Consider the following 19,148-nt stretch of genomic DNA (forward strand, 5'->3'; position numbering starts at 1 on the left):
ACGGCCGCCTGCCAGAGCCGGTCTCCCACCGCCACACCGGCCAGGGCGAGCAGCACCACCGGCTGCGACCACCGCACGCGGCCGGGTAGCCGGCCGTACCGGCCGCCGCCGTCAACCGTCAGCTTCGGTGGTGGGGGGTCAGGGTGCGCAGCACGGTGTCGCACAGCGCCGTGGTGGCCACGTTGTCTGCGGCCGAGGTGACCGGAGCGGTGCCGTGGAGCACCGCGTCGAGGAAGTGGCGCACCTCCCCGGCGAAGCCGCGCAGGAAGAGGTCCTGGTGGCCGCCGGAGGCCGGGGAGTTGACCGAGCGGGTGAGCACCGTCTCCTCCCCGAGGGTCTGCCAGGGCTCTTCGGCGGCGCCGGAGTCCGCGGCGTGGTGGTGCACCAGGGTGGTGAGGTTCTCGGCGCGGACGAAACCGCGCTGAGCGGTGACGGTGACCTCCTCCTGTTCGCGGCCCCAGGCGGGGACCCCGGCGAGGGTGAGGTTGCCGACGGCGCCGCTGTGGAAGCGCAGGGTCAGGGCCATGCTGATGTCGGCGCCCTGGGAGTTGCCGAAGCCGGTGACCTCCGCGACCTCGCCGAACAGGCCCCGGAGGAGGTCGAGGACGTGGATGGCGCCGAAGCGGAGGTAGCTGTCGTCGCGCAGGGTGTCGGTCCAGGGGCTGAAGGCGAACAGCCCGTGGACGGACAGCACCCGGCCGAAGGCCCGCTCGTCGGCGATGAGGTCGGCGAGTCGCCGGTAGGCGGGGGCGTGCCGTTTCATGAAGCCGACCATCACCTGGCGGCCGTGGTGTTCGGCGGTGGCGGCGACCCGGCGGGCCTCGTCGGCGTCCAGGCCGAGGGGCTTCTCCACGAAGACATGGGCGCCGGCCCGCAGGCAGTCCTCGGTGAGGGCGGCCTGGTCCTCGGGGGCGGTGCTGATGAAGACGGCGTCCAGGCCGTCCTGGGCGAGCATCCGCCGGTGGTCGCCGTGGCCGTGCTCGGCACCGTGCCGGGCGGCGGCGGCCCGGGCGGCCGCTTCGTCGCGGGTGGCGATCGAGGTGAGCCGGGCGCCGGCCAGGGCCAGGGCGGGGTAGAGGTTGGCGCGGGCGTGGCGGCCGTGTCCGATGAAGCCGAGGCGCAGGTCCTCGACGCGCTGTGCCATGGGGTGCTCCGTCCGGGGTCGGTGGTCAGGCGGCGGCCGCGTAGCCGGGTAGGACGGTGTCGCGGATCAGGGCGGTGCGCTCCTGGTGCGGCAGGAAGGCGCTCTTGACGGCGTTGACGGTGACGGTGCGGAGGTCGGCCAGGCCCCAGCCGGCCTCGGTGACCAGCAGGGACATCTCCCGGGTCATGGTGGTGCCGGAGACCAGCCGGTTGTCGGTGTTGAGGGTGACCCGGAAGCCGAGGTCGCGCAGGAGGGTGATCGGGTGCTCGGCGATGGAGGTGGCCGCGCCGGTCTGGAGGTTGGAGGTGGGGCACATCTCCAGGGCGACGCGGTGGTCGCGTATCCAGGCGGCGAGCGGGCCGGGGCGGCCGTCGGCGAGGTCGTCGGTGATCCGGACGCCGTGGCCGATGCGCTGGGCGCCGCACACCTGGAGCGCCTGGTGGATGCTGGGCAGCCCGTGGGCCTCCCCGGCGTGGATGGTGAACGGCATGCTCGCGGCGCGCAGGTCCTGGAAGGCGGCGAGGTGGTCGGCGGGTGGGAAGCCGTCCTCGGCGCCGGCGATGTCGAAGCCGACCACCCCGGCGTCGCGGTAGGCCACGGTGAGCTCGGCGATCTCCCGGGTCCGGCCGAACATGCGCATCCCGCACAGCAGGGTGCCGACCTTGACCGGGGTGCCGGCGGCGGCCGCCTTGGCCATGCCGGCCGCCAGGCCCTCCTGGACCGCCTCGACGACCTCGGGGAGGGTCAGCCCGGCCGTGAGCATCAGCTCGGGGGCGTAGCGGACCTCGGCGTAGACCACGCCGTCCTCGGCGAGGTCGAGGACATACTCCTCGGCGGTGCGCAGCAGCCCCTCGCGGTGCTGCATCACGGCGAGGGTGTGCTCGAAGGTGGCGATATAGCGGACCAGGTCGCCAGAGCTGGCGGCCTCGACGTACCAGTCGGCCAGCGCCTCGGGGTCGGTGGTGGGCAGCCGGTGGCCGACGGAGGCGGCGAGTTCCACCAGGGTGGCGGGGCGCAGGGCGCCGTCCAGGTGGTCGTGGAGGACGGCCTTGGGCAGCCGGCGGAGCGTCTCGGGGCCGAGGGTGGTGTGGGCGGGGGCGGTGCTCATGCGGGGGTCCTTGGTGGTGATGCGGGAGTTCCCGGTGGTGGTGCGGTGCAGGTGCCGGTGGTGGTCAGGCGGTGAGGTGGGTGAGCAGGTCGGCGGCGATCTCGCGGTCGGCCTCGGCGGGGAGGGGCTGGGCGCCGGGGGCGAGGGGCAGGGTGGCGACGGCGGCGAGGCTGCGGGCCTGCAGGGTCAGCCCGAGGTCCATGGCCTGGATGGGGTTGCCCTTGGCGGCGGTCAAGTTGATCATCCGGGTGCCGGCCAGCACGGTCAGTTCGCGGCCGTCGTGCAGCCGGTGCACGGCGCGTTCGTCCCCGGCCGAGCCGTAGCGGACCACCGAGGCGGTACGGGCGGCCAGCGCGCCGGAGTCCAGCTCCCAGGGCTGGTGGCCGACCCCGGCGATGATCGCGCCGTCGGCGAGCGCGTCCAGTTCCCCGGCGCCGATCACTCCGGGGTGGCCGGTGGCCAGGAAGAGCAGCCGGGTGCGCGGCAGCAGGGTGGCGAGGTCGCCGACCTCATGGCCGTGCATCACCGCCTCCAGGGCGCGGTACGGGTCGGTCTCGGCGACCGCGACCCTGGCCCCGAGCCGGGCGAGGGTGCGGGCGGTGCCGAGCCCGCAGGGCCCGTAGCCGACCACGGTGGCGCGGGAGCCGGGGAGCATCAGGTTGGTGGCGTTCATGAAGCCCTGGACGACGCTCTGGCCGACCCCGTACTCGTTCTCGACGAGCAGCTTCAGCCGGCTGTCGTTGATCACGACGACGGGGAACGGCGGCGGGGCGGGCAGCTCGCGGATGCGCAGCCCGCCGGTGGTGGTCTCCTCGGTGCCGCCGATCAGCTCGTGCAGCCCGCCGCCGTCCAGAGCCGCCAGGGCGGCCACGGTGAGGTCGCCGCCGTTGTCGAGCAGCAGATGGGGGTCGCACTCCAGGACCCGGTCGATGTTGCGGCGGTGCTCGGCCGGCCCGTCGCCCCGCCGCCCGTGGACCGTGGTGCCGGTGGCGCGCAGGGCGTCGGCGGTGTCGTCCTGGGTGGTGCCGGGCGAGCCGGTGAGGGTGATCTCGGCGCCGGCCTCGCGGAGCAGGGCGACCAGGGCGGCGGTCTTCGGTTCGACGTGCAGGCACATGGCGACGCGCCGGCCGACCAGGGCGGCGGCGTGGCGGCGCACGGTGGTCGCGAGCAGCGGCATATGGCGCAGGGCCCAGTCGGAGCCGGCGTGGCCGAGGCGGGGCAGGGGGACGGCGGCGGGCGCGGGTGCGGCGGACATGGATCACTCCTGGGGCGGGGCGGTGCGAGGGGTACGGCAGGGGCAGGGCCGCGCGCCGCCGCCCGGTCCCGTGGGGGTGGACCGGGTGGCGGCGGCGGGGGCCTCAGGCGTACAGGTCGCAGCGGTAGGAGTGGTCGCCGAAGACCGGCAGGCGGCGGACGCACCGGTGACCCGGCCGGAACGGGGGCGGCGGCAGCGGCACGGCGGGTCACCTCCGGGTGGGGTCGGTCGGATCGGCGCGTCGGACACGGGTGGAGCGGTGGGGGGCTTCGCGGTCGGTCGTGGCGTGACGTTATACGTATGACGACGTCAGGACAAGCGCTTCTGCGCGATCGCGCACGCCGACAGCCCTCGGGCCCCGGACCGGTGCGGTCCGGGGCCCGGGGGCAGGCGGCTCAGGCGGGGTTGCCCGGTCCCGCGATGTTGACCATCCACATCACGCCGAAGCGGTCGACGCACATCCCGAACTCGTCGCCCCACATCTGGGTCTCCAGCGGTACGGAGACGGTCCCGCCGTCGCCGGACACCCCCTCCCACCAGCCGCGCAGCGCTGTCGCGTCATCGCCGCTGAGGCAGACGGCCATGGTGTTGCCCGGCCGGTGCTCCACCCCGGGCGGGTTGTCCGCGCCCATCAGGGTGAGGCCGCCCGGCACCTCCAGCATGGCGTGCATGATCTTGTCCTCGGTGCCGGGCGGGGCGTCGCCCAGCTCACCGCCGATCTCACCGAAGGTGCCGAGGGACAGCTCGCCCCCGAAGACCCGCTGGTAGAACTCCATGGCCTGCCGGGCGTTGCCGTCGAAGCTCAGATAGGGATTGAGCCGGGTTGTCATGGTGAGCCCCTTTCCGTGGCGCCATCGTCACAGAGATCGGGGAGGGGGGTCACAGTCCGATGGGCGGCCGGCGGGCGGCGTCCGGCAGCAGATGCGCCCGTACGGCGGCGATCGCCAGGGCGGTGGTGTCCTCCGGGGTGCCGTCCACCGGGACCACCGCGCCCTGCTCGTCGTGCTGGAGCGGCTCCAGGGTGTCGAGCTGGGACCGCAGCAGCGCCGGCGGCATGAAGTGCCCCTGCCGCTGGGCCATCCGGGCGGCGATCAGCTCGGCGGAGCCGTGCAGATGGACGAGGAAGAGGGACGGGGCGGCGGCCACCAGCAGATCGCGGTAGCCGCGCCGCAGGGCCGAGCAGGCGACCACGCCTCCCGTCCGCGCGTGGCCGCCCAGCCAGTCGGCGATCGCGTGCAGCCACGGCCGGCGGTCCTCGTCGGTGAGCGGCACCCCGGCGCGCATCTTCGCCACGTTGCGGGCGGGGTGGAAGTCGTCCCCCTCCGCGTACGGCACGTCCAGCGCCCGGGCGAGGGCGGTTCCGACGGTGGACTTGCCCGATCCTGAGACGCCGATGACGGCGACCAGTGGGACGACTCGTTCGTCTGCCATGGCCGGCGGGTACCCGTCGGGCCGTCGGCGGAACCGCTCTCCCTTGTAGCCGGGCGCAACCCCGTCCGGAGGCGGAGAGCCGCCCGGTGGCCAAGAGTGGAGACAGGCGCGTACGCGGCGGGGGCGGCGCGCACCGGTAGGACACACAGGCAGCGGAAGGACGGCCGGCATGGCATCCATCAACCCCGGGGCACCCGTCGAGCGCGGAGCCCGCAACCCCGTCAGCGACGCGTGGAACACCGTCGGCAGCTACGACTCCTACGAGGAGGCGCAGGCCGCGGTGGACCGGCTGTCGGACGAGATGTTCCCGGTCGAGAACATCGACATCGTGGGCTCGGGGCTGCGGCTGGTCGAGCATGTGACCGGGCGGCTCACCAAGGGCCGGGCGGCCGGCGCGGGTGCGGCGAGCGGCGCGTGGTTCGGCCTGTTCATCGGTCTGCTGGTGGGGCTGTTCACCCCGGGGCCGACCTGGCTGGGCCTCATCCTGGGCGGTGTGCTGATCGGTGCGCTCTGGGGCGCGGTGTTCGGCTTCGTGGGCCACGCGGCGACCGGTGGGCGGCGGGACTTCTCCTCCACCCAGCGCCTGGTGGCCTCGACGTACGACGTGATCGCACGGGGCGGGCAGGCCGAGCGGGCCCGGGAGATCCTGCGCGGGGCGGCCCCGGCCGCCGGCGGTGCGACCCCGGGGGCGTCGGCTCCCGCCCCGGCCCCGGGCGGTACGGGCGGACCGCTGGACAAGCCCGGGCCGGGCGGATCCGGCGGCGCACCGGCGTAACGCGCCGACTGCTCCTTCGCCGCGCGGTGGCCCCGGTCCGGTCCTGGTGTCCTTGACCGGGGCCACCGCCCCGGTCAGGGAGCGTCGGTACCGCCCGTGCGCGGGGAGGCCTGCTGGAGGCGGTCGATCATCTGGGACGCCTGGGCCTTGGTGAGGTCCGACGGCAGCTCCTCGCCGGCCTCGCGGGCGAGCGTGTGCAGATAGCTGAGCTGCGGGCCGGTGGCGGGCTCGCCACCGGTGACCCAGTCGTCGACGTCCTTGTTCGGGTCCTGGCCGGGGGCCTGGCCGGCGTCCTGGCCGGGGGCCTGTCCGCCGCTCTGTCCGGGGGTCTGGCCGGGGGCCTGGTCACGGGGGTCGGTCGTGTTCATGCACCCCGACTACCCCGGGCGCCGATCACCACCCCTCCCCCGGCGCCGCCGTCTCCGGGGTCGGTACGGAACCGTCCATGCGCTGCTGTCAGGGCCGCACGATGACCTTGCCGTGCACATGGCCCTTCTGGCTGAGCTCGAAGGCCTCGGCGAGCCGGTCCAGCGGGAAGACCTCGGCCACCGGGACGGTGAGCTTGCCCGCGTCGGCGAGGGCGCCCAGTTCGGCCAGGTCGCCGCCGTCGGGGCGGACCCAGATCCACTGGCCGCCGGATCCGGTCACCGAGTCGTCGGCGATGGACGCGTGCCGGCCGCCCTCGGCCAGCACGGCGAGGGTGTCGTCCAGGACCCCGCCCACGAAGTCGGCGACCACGTCCACCCCGCCGGGGGCCAGCTTGCGCACCCGGCCCGGGAGCCCGTCCCCGTAGGCGACCGGCTCGGCGCCGAAGTGCCGCAGCCGGTCGTGGTTGGCCTCGGAGGCGGTGCCGATGACCCGGGCGCCCAGCGCGCGGGCGATCTGCACCGCGAAGGTGCCGACGCCGCCGGAGGCGTTGTGCACCAGCACGGTGTCCCGCTCGCCGGTGCCCAGGCGGGTGAGGGTCTGGTACGCGGTGAGCCCGGCCAGCGGCAGGCCGGCGGCCTCCTCCCAGGAGAGCGAGGACGGCTTGCGCGCCAGGCACCGCACGGGGACGGTGACCAGTTCGGCGAAGGTGCCACCGTGGACGTAGTCCTTGCGGGCGTAGGCGACCACCTCGTCCCCGGCGGAGAACTCCGGCACGTCGATCCCGGTCCGCTCGACCACGCCCGCCACGTCCCAGCCGGGGACCACCGGGAAGACGGTGTCCATCAGGTCCTTCAGCCCGCCGGCCATGAGCTTCCAGTCGACCGGGTTGACCGAGGCGGCCCGCACCCGGACCAGCACCTCGCCCGGTCCGACCTTGGGCGTGGGCCGCCGGGTGGCCGACAGCACCTCGGTGCCGCCGAACCGGTCGTAGGCCATGGCCCGCATGGTCGTGTCCTCGCTGGTCGCCTCGGTCATGTCCGCGCCTTTCGTCGCCGTTCGGTCATCCGTCCCTACGGGTGCGCGGATCGCGGGCCGTCGAAACCGGCCCAGGCCACCCGGGGTGTCACATGGCCGCGCCGAAGACCTGGGTCCACCAGGGGCCGCCGGAGCCGTCGTGCTTGCCGATGCCGATCTCCTTGAAGGAGCAGTTGAGGATGTTGGCGCGGTGGCCGGGGCTGTTCATCCAGGAGTCCATCACCGAGGCCGGGGTCTGCTGGCCGCGCGCGATGTTCTCGCCGTAGGTGCTCCAGCGGTAGCCGGCGGCGGTGATCCGGTCGCCGGGGTCGGTGCCGTCGGGTGAGGTGTGGTCGAAGTAGCCGCGGGCGGCCATGTCCTCGGAGTGGCGCTGGGCCGCGGTGTCCAGCTGCCCGTTCTGGCTGACCGGTCCGCAGCCGTTGCGCTGCCGCTCGGTGTTGACCAGCGCGGTCACCTGCTGCCCGAAGGAACCGGTGGGGGCGGGCGGATCGGCGGGCCGCGGCTGCGAGGGGGTGGGCCGGGGGGTGGAGCGGGTCGGCGCGGGGGCCGGGGGTGCCTCGGTGGTGGCGGAGACGGACGGGCGGGGCTTCTTCGAGGGCTTCGGCGGCGTGGAGGGCTTGGCGGGCTTGGCGGACTTCTTGGGCTTGGCCGGCTTGGAGGGCGAGGCGGACGGGCTCGGGGAAGCGCCGGCCGACGGGGAGGCCGAGGGGGACGGCAGGGCGGCGGCGGGTGCGGCGGACTGGGTGCGCACCTCGTCCGCGCTCCCGTCCGGGGAGAGCAGCATGAAGCCGGTGACCCCGCCGCCGCCCACCAGCAGGGCCACCGCGCCGGCGGTCGCCGCGGTCCGGCGGCGGCGCGTACCGGCGTCGCGGCGGCGGTCCCGTCGGCCGCCGGATATCGACACCGTGCCGGCGTCGGCGGCCAGGGGTATCGGCTCGGTGCCGGGGCCGCCGTAGGGGGTCTCGGGGCCGGGGTACGGGACGGCGGTGGGCGTGGCGGTGGTGGTGTGGGCGGCCGGGGCGAGGGAGCCGCCGCCGTTGCGGAGAGCGGTGAGCAGCCCGGCGGCGACCGGCAGCAGGCCGAGCCCGACCAGCAGGCCCTCGGCGGGGACCAGCCCCGACTGGTAGCCGGAGCAGACGGTGCAGTCCCGGGCGTGCCGGGCCAGCCGCTTGCGCCACAGCGCGGACGGGACCCCGTCCCAGGCGCCGAGCTCGTCGTCCAGCAGCACGCAGCGCGGCATCGCGGCGAGCGCCCGGACCACCAGCCGGGCGGTCTCCAGCTGGGCCTTCATCCGCTGGACCCGTACGGCGGTGTGCTGGGTGGTCAGCTCCATGGCGTCCGCGACCTCGGCCCGGGTCAGCTCGCCAGCCGCCTCCAGCCACCACAGCGACAGCAGGGTCCGGTCGTCCGGGTCGAGCCAGCGGGTCGCCTCGGCGACCTCCCGGCGCTGCCCGGCGAGGCCGAGCCGGACGATGGTCAGGTCCACGAAGTCGGCGCCGGGGTCGGCCACGTCCTGGGCGGTGTCCCAGGGCTCACCGGCCGCGCGGCCGGGCCGGGCCGCCGCCTGGAGGTGGCCGCGTATCTGGTTCATGGTGATCGCCACCAGCCAGGAGCGGAAGCTCGCGGGGTCGCGCAGCGAGCCGAGCCCGGTCAGGGCGCGGATCATGGCCTCCTGCACCACGTCGTCCACGTCGGCGTGGCCGCCCAGGGCGCGCCCGACGATGTTGTAGACCAGCGGGAGGTGGTCGGCGACGAGCCGGTCCTGCGCCCACTCCTCGCCGGCCTGCGCCGCGCTGACGACGGCTGCTTCCGCGGGCTTGCGTTCGTTGTCCACGATGCGACCACTCACTTCTCCCCGGGGGGTTCCCGGTCCTGGATGTTCCGTCCTGCCGTAAGGGAGATACGGAAGCGGGCGCGGGAATAACAGAAAACGTCTCCGGCGCGCGGAAATTGTCACCGGAGGGGCGGCGGGCCGGGGCATCGGGGTCCGGGCGCAGCCGGCCGGCGCGGGGAGCCAGGAACACCCGGCCGCGGCGTCCCGGTGCCCTGGACGCGGGCGGAACGGGCACTTAGGTTAGCCTCCCCTGGCCAGGAGGGGCGGAGTGTTCCGGTCCTCCCCGCCCCCTGCCGCCGGAGCGATCCGCGCGGTCCGTACCGCCGGAGAGAAGCGCCGCCATGACTGCCATCAACCCCGCCTCCCCCACCACCACCGGCCCCTCGCGCCGCCGTCTGCTGGCGGGCGGTGGCGCGCTCGCTCTCGCTCCGCTGCTGGCGGCCTGCGGCGGCGGCACGGAGGAGACGTCCGACGACCGAGGGGCGGAGGGCGGCGCCTGGTCGTTCACGGACGACCGGGGCGTGACCGCCAAGACGCCCGAGCGGCCGAAGAACATCGTCGCCTATGTCTCCACCGCGGCGGCGCTGCACGACTACGGCGTCGAGGTGAAGGGGATCTTCGGGCCCAGCGCGCCGGTGAAGGGCGAGCCCAACCCGCAGGCGGGCGGTTTGGATGTGGCCAAGCTGACCAGCGTGGGCCAGGCCTGGGGCGAGTTCAGCCTGGAGAAGTACGCGGCCCTCAAGCCGGAACTGCTGATCAGCAACATGTTCCCGAAGCCGGGGCTGTGGTTCGTACCGGACGGCAGCAAGAAGAAGATCGAGGCGCTGGCGCCCACCGTCGGCATCGACATCGCGCGCACCTCGCTGCTGAACCCGCTGCGCCGCACCGCCGAACTGGCCGCCTCGCTCGGCGGCGACCTGGACTCCCGGCCGGTCAGGGACGCGAAGGCGCGGTTCGAGACGGCGGCCGAGACCCTGCGGACCGCGGCCCGCGGCAAGAAGGGGCTGAAGGTGATGGCGGTGACCGGCGACGCCGAGCAGTTCTATGTCGCGGTGCCCGACTCGTACAGCGACCTGAACTACTTCAAGGACCTGGGCGTGGAGTTCGTGGAGGGGAAGAAGTCCGACGAGTGGGGCTTCTGGGAGTTCCTGTCCTGGGAGAACGCCGACCAGTACCACGCCGATCTGATCATGGTGGACAACCGCTCGGCGTCGATGCCGGAGGAGGAGCTGGCCAAGCGGCCGACCTGGCGGCGGCTGCCCGCGGTCAAGGCCGGCCAGACCACGCCGTGGTCCATGGAGGAGCGTTTCAGCTACGCGGGCTGGGCGCCGGTGCTGGAGAAGCTCGCGGCCGCCGCGGAGAAGGCGCGCAAGCTCGCCTGACCTCACAGCGTGCGTATCCGCAGGTCATCGCCGGTGGGCGAACGACCGTCAGGGGGTCTTCTCCCGCCGTCCGGCGGCCGGGGCGGACCCCCTGATCGATCGGAATGACAGAGGGATTAACATATGAGCACTGCCTAGCTCGAAAGATGCTCTCCTGTGACTGTCAATGACGACTCGTTCACCAACTGGAAGAACCGCGAGGAGATCGCGGAGTCGATGATCCCGGTCATCGGGAAGCTGCACCGCGAGCGGGACGTCACCGTCCTCCTCCACAGCCGCTCCCTGGTGAACAAATCGGTGATCAGCATCCTGAAGACCCACCGCTTCGCCCGGCAGATCGCCGGCGAGGAGCTGTCGGTCACCGAGACGCTCCCCTTCCTCCAGGCGCTCACCACCCTCGACCTCGGTCCCTCGCAGATCGACATCGGCATGCTCGCCGCCACCTACCGGGCCGACGACCGGGGCCTGAGCGTGGCGGAGTTCACCGCCGAGGCGGTGGCCGGGGCCACCGGTCCGGAGAAGATCGAGCGCCGCGCGCCGCGCGATGTGGTCCTCTACGGCTTCGGCCGGATCGGCCGTCTGGTCGCCCGGCTGCTCATCGAGAAGTCCGGCTCCGGCAACGGCCTGCGGCTGCGCGCCATCGTGGTGCGCCGGGGCGGCGAGGCGGACATCGTCAAGCGCGCCTCGCTGCTGCGCCGCGACTCCATCCACGGCCAGTTCCAGGGCACCATCACCGTGGACGAGGCGAACAGCACGATCGTCGCCAACGGCAACGAGATCAAGGTGATCTACGCGAGCGACCCCTCCGAGGTCGACTACACCGCGTACGGCATCAAGGACGCCATCCTCATCGACAACACGGGCCGCTGGCGGGACCGCGAGGGCCTCGCCCAGCACCTGCGCCCCGGTGTCGACAAGGTCGTGCTGACCGCTCCGGGCAAGGGCGACGTGCCCAACATCGTGCACGGCGTCAACCACGACACCATCAAGCCGGACGAGCAGATCCTGTCCTGCGCCTCCTGCACCACCAACGCGATCGTGCCGCCGCTGAAGGCGATGAACGACGAGTACGGGGTGCTGCGCGGCCACGTGGAGACCGTCCACTCGTTCACCAACGACCAGAACCTGCTGGACAACTACCACAAGGCCGACCGCCGGGGCCGCTCCGCGCCGCTCAACATGGTGATCACCGAGACCGGTGCCGCCTCCGCCGTCGCCAAGGCGCTGCCGGAGCTGAAGGCCCCGATCACCGGCAGCTCGATCCGGGTGCCCGTGCCGGACGTCTCGATCGCGATCCTCAGCCTGCGGCTGGGCCGGGAGACCACCCGCGAGGAGGTGCTCGACTACCTCCGCGAGGTGTCGCTGACCTCGCCGCTGAAGCGCCAGATCGACTTCACCACCGCCCCCGACGCGGTGTCGAGCGACTTCATCGGCTCGCGCAACGCCTCCATCGTGGACGCGGGGGCCACCAAGGTGGACGGCGACAACGCCATCCTCTACCTCTGGTACGACAACGAGTACGGCTACTCCTGCCAGGTGGTCCGGATCGTCCAGCACGTCTCCGGCGTGGAGTACCCGACCTACCCGGCGCCGGCGGTCTGACCGCCGCGTCCGCGGACACCATCGCCCGGGAGCGCGGGCGGGCCACGTCCGCGGACACCGCCGCCCCGACGAGCGCGGGCGGGCCACCACGGCCCGCCCGCGTTCTCGCGTGTACGGGGAGAAGAGGTCTCAGAGCCTGGGGTCGGCGACGGCCTCGACGTGTTCGGCCACCGCCACCAGCAGCACCCGGGTGCCGGGGGCCACGGCCCGCCAGCGGTGGCTGATGCCGCCGGTGAGGTAGAGGGTGTCACCGGGGCCGAGCCGGACGATCCGCCCCTCGGCCTCCACCTCCGCGGCGCCGTCGGCGACGTACATCAGCTCGTCGTTGCGGTGCCGGAACTCCCGCTCCCCGTCGTGCTCGCCGGTGAACTCCAGCGCGTGCAGCTGGTGGTGGCCGCGCACCAGCGGACGCGCCCGGCCGCCGCCGCTCGCGGCCAGTCCGGTGTCATCGGCGGCGCGAACCACGTCCATCCGGCGCGGGGTCTCGGCGGCGGCGAGCAACTGCACCGCCGTGGTCGACAGCGCGTCGGCCACCCGCTGGAGCGAGCGCATGCTCGGCCGGGCCCGGTCGTTCTCGACCTGACTGAGGAAGGGCACCGACAGCCCGGAGCGCTCCGCCACCTCGGCCAGGGTCAGATCCAGCGCGCGGCGCCGCCGGCGCACACTCGCCCCCACCCGCAGCCCCGCCGGCTCGCCCTCCGCCGCACCCATACCCCGCCGCCTCCCGCCGCTCGACCCGCCCAAGGGCCCGTTCCCGCACCCTAACCCGCCCGGACCTGCGGCCGAACGGTGTCATACGGCCGCCATACGCCCGCAACACAGCGCCGCTAGCGTCGTTCCCGCTCCACTCCATCAAAGAAACTTTGACACAGGTTAGGGACTTCGATGACTTCGACGACGCCGGTGCATCCGGTGACCCCGGCGGCCCCGCCACCGTCGCGGACCGCCACCCCGGTGGACCAGAACAGCCGGCGGCGCCGCGGCACCGGGCTCATCGCGCTGGACCCCGAGGCGGCGTTCGACGGCTACACCCTCTACGCCCCGCTCACCGGTGGCGGGGAGGTGTATCTGATCGACCTGTACGGCGCGGTGGCGCACCGGTGGCGCTTCCCCTACCGCCCGGGCCGGCACGCCCGGCTGCTGGCCGACGGCCGGCTCGCGTACAACGGTGTGCTGCCGGACCAGCCCGCGCTCTTCCCGATGTGGCACAAGTACCGGGGCGGGGTGATGCTCCAGGCCGCCCCGGACGGCACCATGCTGCGGGAGCACCGCGACCCGCTCCAGCACCATGACGCCCACCACCTGGACGACGGCCGCATCCTCTACACCGCGCTGGAGCCGCTGCGCGGTGCGGACGCGGAGGCCGTACGGGGCGGGGTGGCCGGCTCGGAGGCGGCGGACGGCACGGTGTGGGCGGACACCATCACGGAGGTGGACGCGGAGGGCCGGACCACCTGGTCCTGGCGGGCCGCCGACCACCTGGACCGGGAGGAGTACCCGCTGCACCCGGACTACGCGCGCGAGCACTGGCCGCTGGTCAACAGCGTCACCCCGCTCGCCGACGGCACCATCCTGGCCAGCCTGCGCAGTGTGTCCGCGGTGGTGGTGATCGACCGGGCGAGCGGCGAGGTGGTCTGGCGCACCGGACCCGGCACCGTCTCCCAGCAGCACGCCCCGACCGAACTGCCCGGCGGCCGGCTGCTGGTCTTCGACAACGGCGTCTTCCGGCCCGGCTGCGATGTGCCCTACTCGCGGGTGGTGGAGATCGAGCGGCCCGGCGGGCAGGTGGTGTGGGAGTACCACGACCCGGCGCGCGAGTCCTTCTTCGCCCCGTTCATGGGCAGCGCCCAGCGGCTGCCCAACGGCAACACCCTGGTCACCGACTCGCCGTCGGGCCGGCTGTTCGAGGTGACCGCCGAGGGATATCTGTGCTGGGAGTACGTGGTCCCGCAGTTCGGGGCCTACCGCGAGTCGGAGGTCCGCTCGCTCTTCCCGGCCGAGCCGAACGCGGTATTCCGCGCGTACCGCTACGGGGCCGAGGAGCTGCCCTGGCTGACCGCCGGCGGCGGGCGATGACCAAGGCCACCGCCCGGACGGCATCGGCTCCGCCGGATCCGGTGGACGAGCGGCTGCCGGTGGCGCGGCTGGTGCCGCTGGCCGGGCAGCATGTGCTGGCGATGGTCGCCGCCCCGGTCTCCACCGCCTTCCTCACCGCCGACGCGCTGCGGCTGACCCCCGGTCAGACCGCCTCGCTGCTCAGCGTCACCCTGCTGCTCTGCGGCGCCGGCACCCTGCTGCAGTCGCTGGGGCCCTGGCGGATCGGCGCCCGGCTGCCCTTCGTGATGCTGCCGGGCGGGGCCGCCACCGCCCTCTTCCTCCAGGTGGCCGCCGAGCACGGCCCGGCCACGGCGAGCGGCGCGGTGATCCTGGCGGCGCTGCTCCTGCTGGCCGTACTGCCGCTGTACGCACGGGCGGTGCGGCTCTTCCCGCCGCTGGTGATGGGGGTGACCGTGCTGCTGATCGGCGTCTCCATGGTGCGGGTGGCCGCCGGACTGGTCACCGGGGCGCCCGGCCGCCCCGCCGCACCGTCCGCGTTGGCGCTCGCCGCCGTCACGGTGGGCTGCACCCTCGCCGCGTATCTGCTGCTGCGCGGGGTGTGGCGGCAGACCTCGATCCTGCTGGGGATGGCCGCGGGCACCCTGGTGGCGGTGGCCACCGGGCTCGGCGCGTTCGCCCCGCCGGGGGCCACCGAGGCGGCGCTGCCGCGGCTCCTGCCGTACGGCGTACCGCAGTTCGACCTACTGGCCGCGCTGCCGCTGCTGGTCTTCAGTCTCACCTCGCTGGCCGAGGCGAGCGGTCAGACCGTGCTGAACAGCGAGACGGTGGGCCGCACCCCCGACCCGGGGCGGGATGTGCCCCGGGTGGCCCGGGCGGACGCGGTGGCCTCGCTGCTGGCCGGGGTGTTCGGCAGTGCGCCGCTGGTGACCAGCTCGGAGAACATCGGCATCAGTCGGCTCACCGGGGTGCGCAGCAGGTTCGTCACGGCGGGCGCCGGGGTGCTGCTGCTGGGCTGCGGGCTGCTCGCCCCGGTGTCACGGTGGCTCGCGGGCATCCCGCCGGCCGTGGTGGGCGGCAGCGCCCTGGTGGTGTACGCGGTGATCGCCGTGCTGGGGGTGGGCATGCTGCGCCGGGTCGACCTGGACGACCGGGGCAACGCGATGGTGGCGGCCGTGGCGCTCGCGGCGGGACTGCTGCCGGTGGTCTCCCCCGGGTTGTACGACGGTTTCCCCGGCTGGGTACGGAGTGTGCTGGGCAGCGGGGTGGTGGCGGGCGCGCTCACCGCGGTGGTGCTGCACGGGCTGTTCCGGCTGCTGACCCGCGCCCGGGAGGGTGAACGGCCCTGCGCCCGGGAGACCACTTGGCCATGCAAGGGCCCTGAGGAGAACAGAAGTTGAGGAATGGCGGCATCAACGGTGCGCGGACGCGGCGGCCCTGATCCGGCCCCGGTCCGACCCGCGCTCCGGACCCTGTGGCCAAGAAGGCCCCAAGTCCGGCCCAAGAACGGGCAAGGCGCCGCCCGTTCGCCACCCCCGGCGCTAACTTCCCCTCCGTGACCGGGACAAGGGAACACGACAGCGGTGCCGCGACCGGGTCCGGCGGCTCGCGCCGTACGCTGCTCAGGTCCGTGCTCGCCGCCGGCGCCACGGTGGGCGGCGCCCTGGCACTGGGCCGCTCCACCGCCTCCGCCGCACCCGAAGCGCCGTGGGCCGAAGCACCACGGCCCTCGCCGTCCCCAGGGGAGACGTCCGGGAAGCCGCGTCCCACCACCCCGCGGCAGGCGCTCGCCGAACTGACGGCCGGAAACCGGCGGTGGCGCGCCTTCCGGCAGCACCATCCGCATGAGGCCCGCGCGCTGCGGAGGGAACTGGTCGCCGGGCAGCATCCGTTCGCCATCGTGCTGGGCTGCGTCGACTCGCGGGTGCCACCTGAGCTGGTGTTCGACCAGGGCCTCGGCGATCTGCTCACCGTGCGTTCGGCGGGCGAGGTACTGGACGAGGCGGTGCTCGGCAGCATCGCGTACGGCGCCCTGGAGCTCGGCATCCCGCTGATCATGGTCCTCGGGCACGCCTCCTGCGGCGCCGTCGCCGCGGCCGTGGAGGCGGACGAGACCGGGGAGCGGCTGCCCGCGCACATCCAGTATCTGGCCGACCAGCTCCGCCCCGCGATCGACCGCGCGCTCCCCGTGGAGCAGCGGGTGGACGCCGCCATCACCGCCAACGTCCGACGGGTCCGCGCCGCGTTGGCCGCCGAACCCGACCTCGCCGCCAGGATCCGCGACGGAAAGCTGGCCGTCGCCGGTGCCCGCTATGAGCTGGGCACCCAGCTCGTCCACCGTCTCGACTGACCTGCCCCGCTACTTGAGGCCCCGTCCCCCGCCGGGACCGGGGCCTTGACGTGCTCCGAGTCGGCGCCGTAGCTTCTCTCCGTCCGACGACAGGAAACTTTCCTGACTATTGAGGAACGGCGGGGAGGCGGGGGGCCATGGCCCAGGGTGTTCCCGGTACGCCGCGGGTGCTGCGGGCGATGAACGACCGGGCCGCGCTCGATCTGCTGCTGGAGCACGGACCTCTGTCCCGTACCCGTATCGGGGCGCTCACCGGGCTCTCCAAGCCGACCGCCTCCCAGGTGCTCGCCCGGCTGGAGGAGGCGGGGCTGGTCCGCGCCACCGGCACCAGCACCGGGCGGCCCGGGCCCGGTGCGCGGTTGTACGCGTTGGAGCCCGGTGCCGCCTACGCCGCCGGGCTCGATGTCACCGCGGCCCGTATCCGCGCCGCGGTGGCCGATGTGACCGGGGCGGTGGTCGGAACGTACGAGCTGCCCGCCGCCTCGGAGGGAGCGGCGGAGGGGGCCGTGGCGCGGGTGACCCGGGCGCTGGACGGGGCGGTGGAGGCGGCCGGGCTCAGCCGGGCGGACGTCCGCCGGCTGGTGATCGGCACCCCCGGGGCGTTCGACCCGTCCACCGGGCGGCTGCGCTACGCCTCCCACCTGCCCGGCTGGCACTCCCCCACCCTGCTACGGGAGTTGGCTCAGGCGCTGCCGATGCCGGTGGAGTACGACAACGACGTCAATCTGGTGGCGGTGGCCGAGCAGCGGACCGGGGCCGCGCGCGGCCAGGGGGACTTCGTGCTGCTGTGGAGCGCCGAGGGCCTGGGCGCCGCGCTGGTGCTGGGCGGGCGGCTGCACCGCGGTTTCACCGGCGGCGCCGGGGAGGTCGGCTTCCTGCCGGTGCCGGGGACGGAGCTGGTACGGGGGGTGGCGCAGGAGAACGGCGGCGGCTTCCAGCGGCTGGCCGGCGCCCAGACGCTGCCCGCGCTGGCCCGGGAGCTGGGGGTGCGGGAGGTGCCCGAGGGCCCGTATCCGGAGGTGGCCGCGGTGCTGCTGGCCCGGTCGGCCGAGGCGGACACCGGCCCGTACCGCGCGCTGCGGGAGGTGTACGGCACCCGGCTGGCCACCGGTCTCGCCTCGCTGGTCGCCCTCCTCGACCCGGCGCTGGTGGTCCTCGCGGGCGGGGCGATCACCACGGGCGGCGAGCCCCTGCGCGCACGGGTGGCCGCCGAGCTGGCCGAACTCGCCGTCGCGCGGCCCCGGCTGGTCCTGGGCTCCGTCACGGACGATCCGGTGCTGAGCGGGGCACTGGAGTGCGCGCTGGCCGCCACCCGTGACGAGGTCTTCGACACCTCGCGGTAGGCGGGTACGCCGCCGGACGGCATGGCGTATCCGTCCCGCTGTCCGTGCATTCCGACGAAGGGCTGAGCTGATGAAACTGACGGTGGTGGGGGGCGGTTCGACCTATACGCCCGAACTGGTCGACGGGTTCGCGCGGTTGCGTGACACCCTGCCGGTCACCGAGCTGGTGCTGGTCGATCCGGCGGCCGAGCGGCTGGAGCTGGTCGGCGGGCTGGCCCGGCGGATCTTCGCCCGGCAGGGCCATCCGGGCAAGGTGGTGACCACCTCGGACCTGGACGCGGGCGTCGAGGGCGCGGACGCGGTGCTGCTGCAACTGCGGGTGGGCGGGCAGGCGGCCAGGCAGCAGGACGAGACCTGGCCGCTGGAGTGCGGCTGTGTGGGGCAGGAGACCACCGGGGCGGGCGGGCTGGCCAAGGCGCTACGCACCGTGCCGGTGGTGCTGGACATCGCCGAACGGGTCAGGCGGACCAGCCCGGACGCCTGGATCATCGACTTCACCAATCCGGTCGGCATCGTCACCCGGGCCCTGCTGAAGGCCGGTCACCGGGCGGTGGGGCTGTGCAATGTGGCGATCGGCTTCCAGCGGAAGTTCGCCGCGCTGCTGGGCACCACGCCCGAGCGAGTCCATCTGGACCATGTGGGGCTCAACCATCTCAGCTGGGAGCTGGGGGTGCGGCTCGGCGGCCCGGACGGCGAGGATGTGCTGCCCCGGCTGCTCGCCGAGCACGGCGAGGCCGTCGCGGCCGATCTGCGGATGCCGCGCTCCCTGCTGGACCGGCTGGGCACCGTGCCCTCCTACTATCTGCGCTACTTCTACGCCCATGACGAGGTCGTCCGCGAACTGGCCACCAAGCCGTCCCGGGCCGCGGAGGTGGCCGAGATGGAGCGTCAGCTGCTGGAGCTGTACGGCGATCCCGCGCTGGACGAGAAGCCGGAGCTGCTGGCCCGGCGCGGCGGGGCCTTCTACTCCGAGGCGGCCGTGGACCTGGCCGCCGCGCTGCTCGGGCCGCACCCCGGGACGCAGGTGGTGAACACGTACAACAGGGGCACCCTGCCGTTCCTCCCGGACGACGCGGTGGTGGAGGTGCAGGCCCGGGTGGACGCGGCCGGCGCCGCCCCGCTGCCCGCCCCGGTGCTCGATCCGCTGTACGCGGGGCTCATCGCCCAGGTGACGGCGTATGAGGACCTGGCGCTGGACGCGGCGCTGCGCGGTGGCCGGGAGCGGGTGTTCCGGGCGCTGCTGGCGCATCCGCTGATCGGGCAGTACGCGCTCGCCGACGGGCTGACCGACCGGCTGCTGGCGCACAACCGGGAGCATCTGGCATGGGCGTGAGCGGGGGGCCGGGCGGCGGAGGCCAGCTGGCGGGCAACGGGGCCGGGAAACCGGGCAACGGGGCCCGGGGGGCGGGCAACGGGACCGGGGAAACAGGCAACGAGGCCCGGGAAACAGGCAACGGAACGGGGG

The 19,148-nt window shown here is 74.1% G+C and carries 17 protein-coding genes; 8 read left to right on the plus strand and 9 right to left on the minus strand.

Annotation, left to right across the window (positions count from 1 at the left end; all coding sequences use genetic code 11):
• Positions 1 to 118 precede the first annotated feature (118 nt).
• The 5 genes from ABZ945_RS28065 to ABZ945_RS28085 all read right to left on the minus strand — a co-directional run bounded on the left by ABZ945_RS28065 (position 119) and on the right by ABZ945_RS28085 (position 4,938).
• Positions 119 to 1,144: a Gfo/Idh/MocA family oxidoreductase gene (locus ABZ945_RS28065; protein WP_361274971.1), complete on the minus strand. Its 1,026-nt coding sequence runs from the start codon at positions 1,142 to 1,144 to the stop codon at positions 119 to 121.
• Positions 1,145 to 1,169: 25 nt separating this feature from the next.
• Complete coding sequence (locus ABZ945_RS28070; RefSeq protein WP_361274973.1) at positions 1,170 to 2,252, minus strand: adenosine deaminase; 1,083 nt, start codon at positions 2,250 to 2,252, stop codon at positions 1,170 to 1,172.
• Between the two features lie 64 nt (positions 2,253 to 2,316).
• On the minus strand, positions 2,317 to 3,507 hold the full coding sequence (locus ABZ945_RS28075) for an adenosylhomocysteinase (RefSeq protein WP_361274975.1): 1,191 nt from the start codon (positions 3,505 to 3,507) through the stop codon (positions 2,317 to 2,319).
• A gap of 395 nt (positions 3,508 to 3,902) precedes the next feature.
• Complete coding sequence (locus ABZ945_RS28080; RefSeq protein WP_361274978.1) at positions 3,903 to 4,337, minus strand: VOC family protein; 435 nt, start codon at positions 4,335 to 4,337, stop codon at positions 3,903 to 3,905.
• Positions 4,338 to 4,386: 49 nt separating this feature from the next.
• The gene (locus tag ABZ945_RS28085; RefSeq protein ID WP_361274980.1) at positions 4,387 to 4,938 is read right to left on the minus strand and encodes a gluconokinase; all 552 of its coding nucleotides are present in this window, start codon (positions 4,936 to 4,938) and stop codon (positions 4,387 to 4,389) included.
• Between the two features lie 169 nt (positions 4,939 to 5,107).
• On the opposite strand from ABZ945_RS28085, the gene ABZ945_RS28090 reads away from it, so the two are divergent.
• On the plus strand, positions 5,108 to 5,713 hold the full coding sequence (locus ABZ945_RS28090) for a general stress protein (protein ID WP_361274983.1): 606 nt from the start codon (positions 5,108 to 5,110) through the stop codon (positions 5,711 to 5,713).
• 74 nt (positions 5,714 to 5,787) lie between these two features.
• On the opposite strand, the gene ABZ945_RS28095 is transcribed toward ABZ945_RS28090, so the two are convergent.
• The 3 genes from ABZ945_RS28095 to ABZ945_RS28105 form a co-directional block, all read right to left on the minus strand.
• Complete coding sequence (locus ABZ945_RS28095) at positions 5,788 to 6,081, minus strand: DUF3072 domain-containing protein (protein WP_361274985.1); 294 nt, start codon at positions 6,079 to 6,081, stop codon at positions 5,788 to 5,790.
• Between the two features lie 88 nt (positions 6,082 to 6,169).
• Positions 6,170 to 7,087: an NADP-dependent oxidoreductase gene (locus tag ABZ945_RS28100; protein ID WP_361275127.1), complete on the minus strand. Its 918-nt coding sequence runs from the start codon at positions 7,085 to 7,087 to the stop codon at positions 6,170 to 6,172.
• 118 nt (positions 7,088 to 7,205) lie between these two features.
• Positions 7,206 to 8,966, minus strand: a complete 1,761-nt coding sequence (locus ABZ945_RS28105; RefSeq protein ID WP_361274987.1) for a sigma-70 family RNA polymerase sigma factor — start codon at positions 8,964 to 8,966, stop codon at positions 7,206 to 7,208.
• Positions 8,967 to 9,292: 326 nt separating this feature from the next.
• Between ABZ945_RS28105 and ABZ945_RS28110 the strand changes: the two genes are divergently transcribed.
• Both ABZ945_RS28110 and ABZ945_RS28115 read left to right on the plus strand, forming a co-directional pair.
• Positions 9,293 to 10,333: an ABC transporter substrate-binding protein gene (locus ABZ945_RS28110; RefSeq protein ID WP_361274989.1), complete on the plus strand. Its 1,041-nt coding sequence runs from the start codon at positions 9,293 to 9,295 to the stop codon at positions 10,331 to 10,333.
• Between the two features lie 156 nt (positions 10,334 to 10,489).
• Positions 10,490 to 11,935 (plus strand): glyceraldehyde-3-phosphate dehydrogenase, encoded by a 1,446-nt coding sequence (locus tag ABZ945_RS28115; protein ID WP_361274992.1) that lies wholly within the window; start codon positions 10,490 to 10,492, stop codon positions 11,933 to 11,935.
• A 129-nt stretch (positions 11,936 to 12,064) separates the two neighbouring features.
• On the opposite strand, the gene ABZ945_RS28120 is transcribed toward ABZ945_RS28115, so the two are convergent.
• On the minus strand, positions 12,065 to 12,646 hold the full coding sequence (locus ABZ945_RS28120; protein WP_361274995.1) for an XRE family transcriptional regulator: 582 nt from the start codon (positions 12,644 to 12,646) through the stop codon (positions 12,065 to 12,067).
• A 174-nt stretch (positions 12,647 to 12,820) separates the two neighbouring features.
• On the opposite strand from ABZ945_RS28120, the gene ABZ945_RS28125 reads away from it, so the two are divergent.
• From ABZ945_RS28125 to ABZ945_RS28145, 5 genes are all read left to right on the plus strand, one after another.
• Positions 12,821 to 14,011, plus strand: coding sequence for an aryl-sulfate sulfotransferase (locus tag ABZ945_RS28125; protein WP_361274997.1), 1,191 nt, complete (start codon positions 12,821 to 12,823; stop codon positions 14,009 to 14,011).
• Positions 14,008 to 15,390 carry a solute carrier family 23 protein gene (locus tag ABZ945_RS28130; protein WP_361274999.1) on the plus strand — a complete coding sequence of 461 codons (1,383 nt, stop codon included), beginning with the start codon at positions 14,008 to 14,010 and terminating at the stop codon, positions 15,388 to 15,390. The genes ABZ945_RS28125 and ABZ945_RS28130 overlap by 4 nt, the downstream gene beginning before the upstream one ends.
• A 155-nt stretch (positions 15,391 to 15,545) precedes the next feature.
• Positions 15,546 to 16,340 carry a carbonic anhydrase gene (locus ABZ945_RS28135; RefSeq protein ID WP_361275001.1) on the plus strand — a complete coding sequence of 265 codons (795 nt, stop codon included), beginning with the start codon at positions 15,546 to 15,548 and terminating at the stop codon, positions 16,338 to 16,340.
• Between the two features lie 137 nt (positions 16,341 to 16,477).
• On the plus strand, positions 16,478 to 17,683 hold the full coding sequence (locus tag ABZ945_RS28140; protein WP_361275004.1) for an ROK family transcriptional regulator: 1,206 nt from the start codon (positions 16,478 to 16,480) through the stop codon (positions 17,681 to 17,683).
• Between the two features lie 70 nt (positions 17,684 to 17,753).
• Positions 17,754 to 19,016 carry a 6-phospho-beta-glucosidase gene (locus tag ABZ945_RS28145; protein WP_361275007.1) on the plus strand — a complete coding sequence of 421 codons (1,263 nt, stop codon included), beginning with the start codon at positions 17,754 to 17,756 and terminating at the stop codon, positions 19,014 to 19,016.
• Positions 19,017 to 19,148: the final 132 nt, after the last annotated feature.

The sequence above is a fragment of the Streptomyces sp. NPDC046887 genome, assembly GCF_040644755.1.
GTDB classification, from domain to species: domain Bacteria; phylum Actinomycetota; class Actinomycetes; order Streptomycetales; family Streptomycetaceae; genus Streptomyces; species Streptomyces lichenis.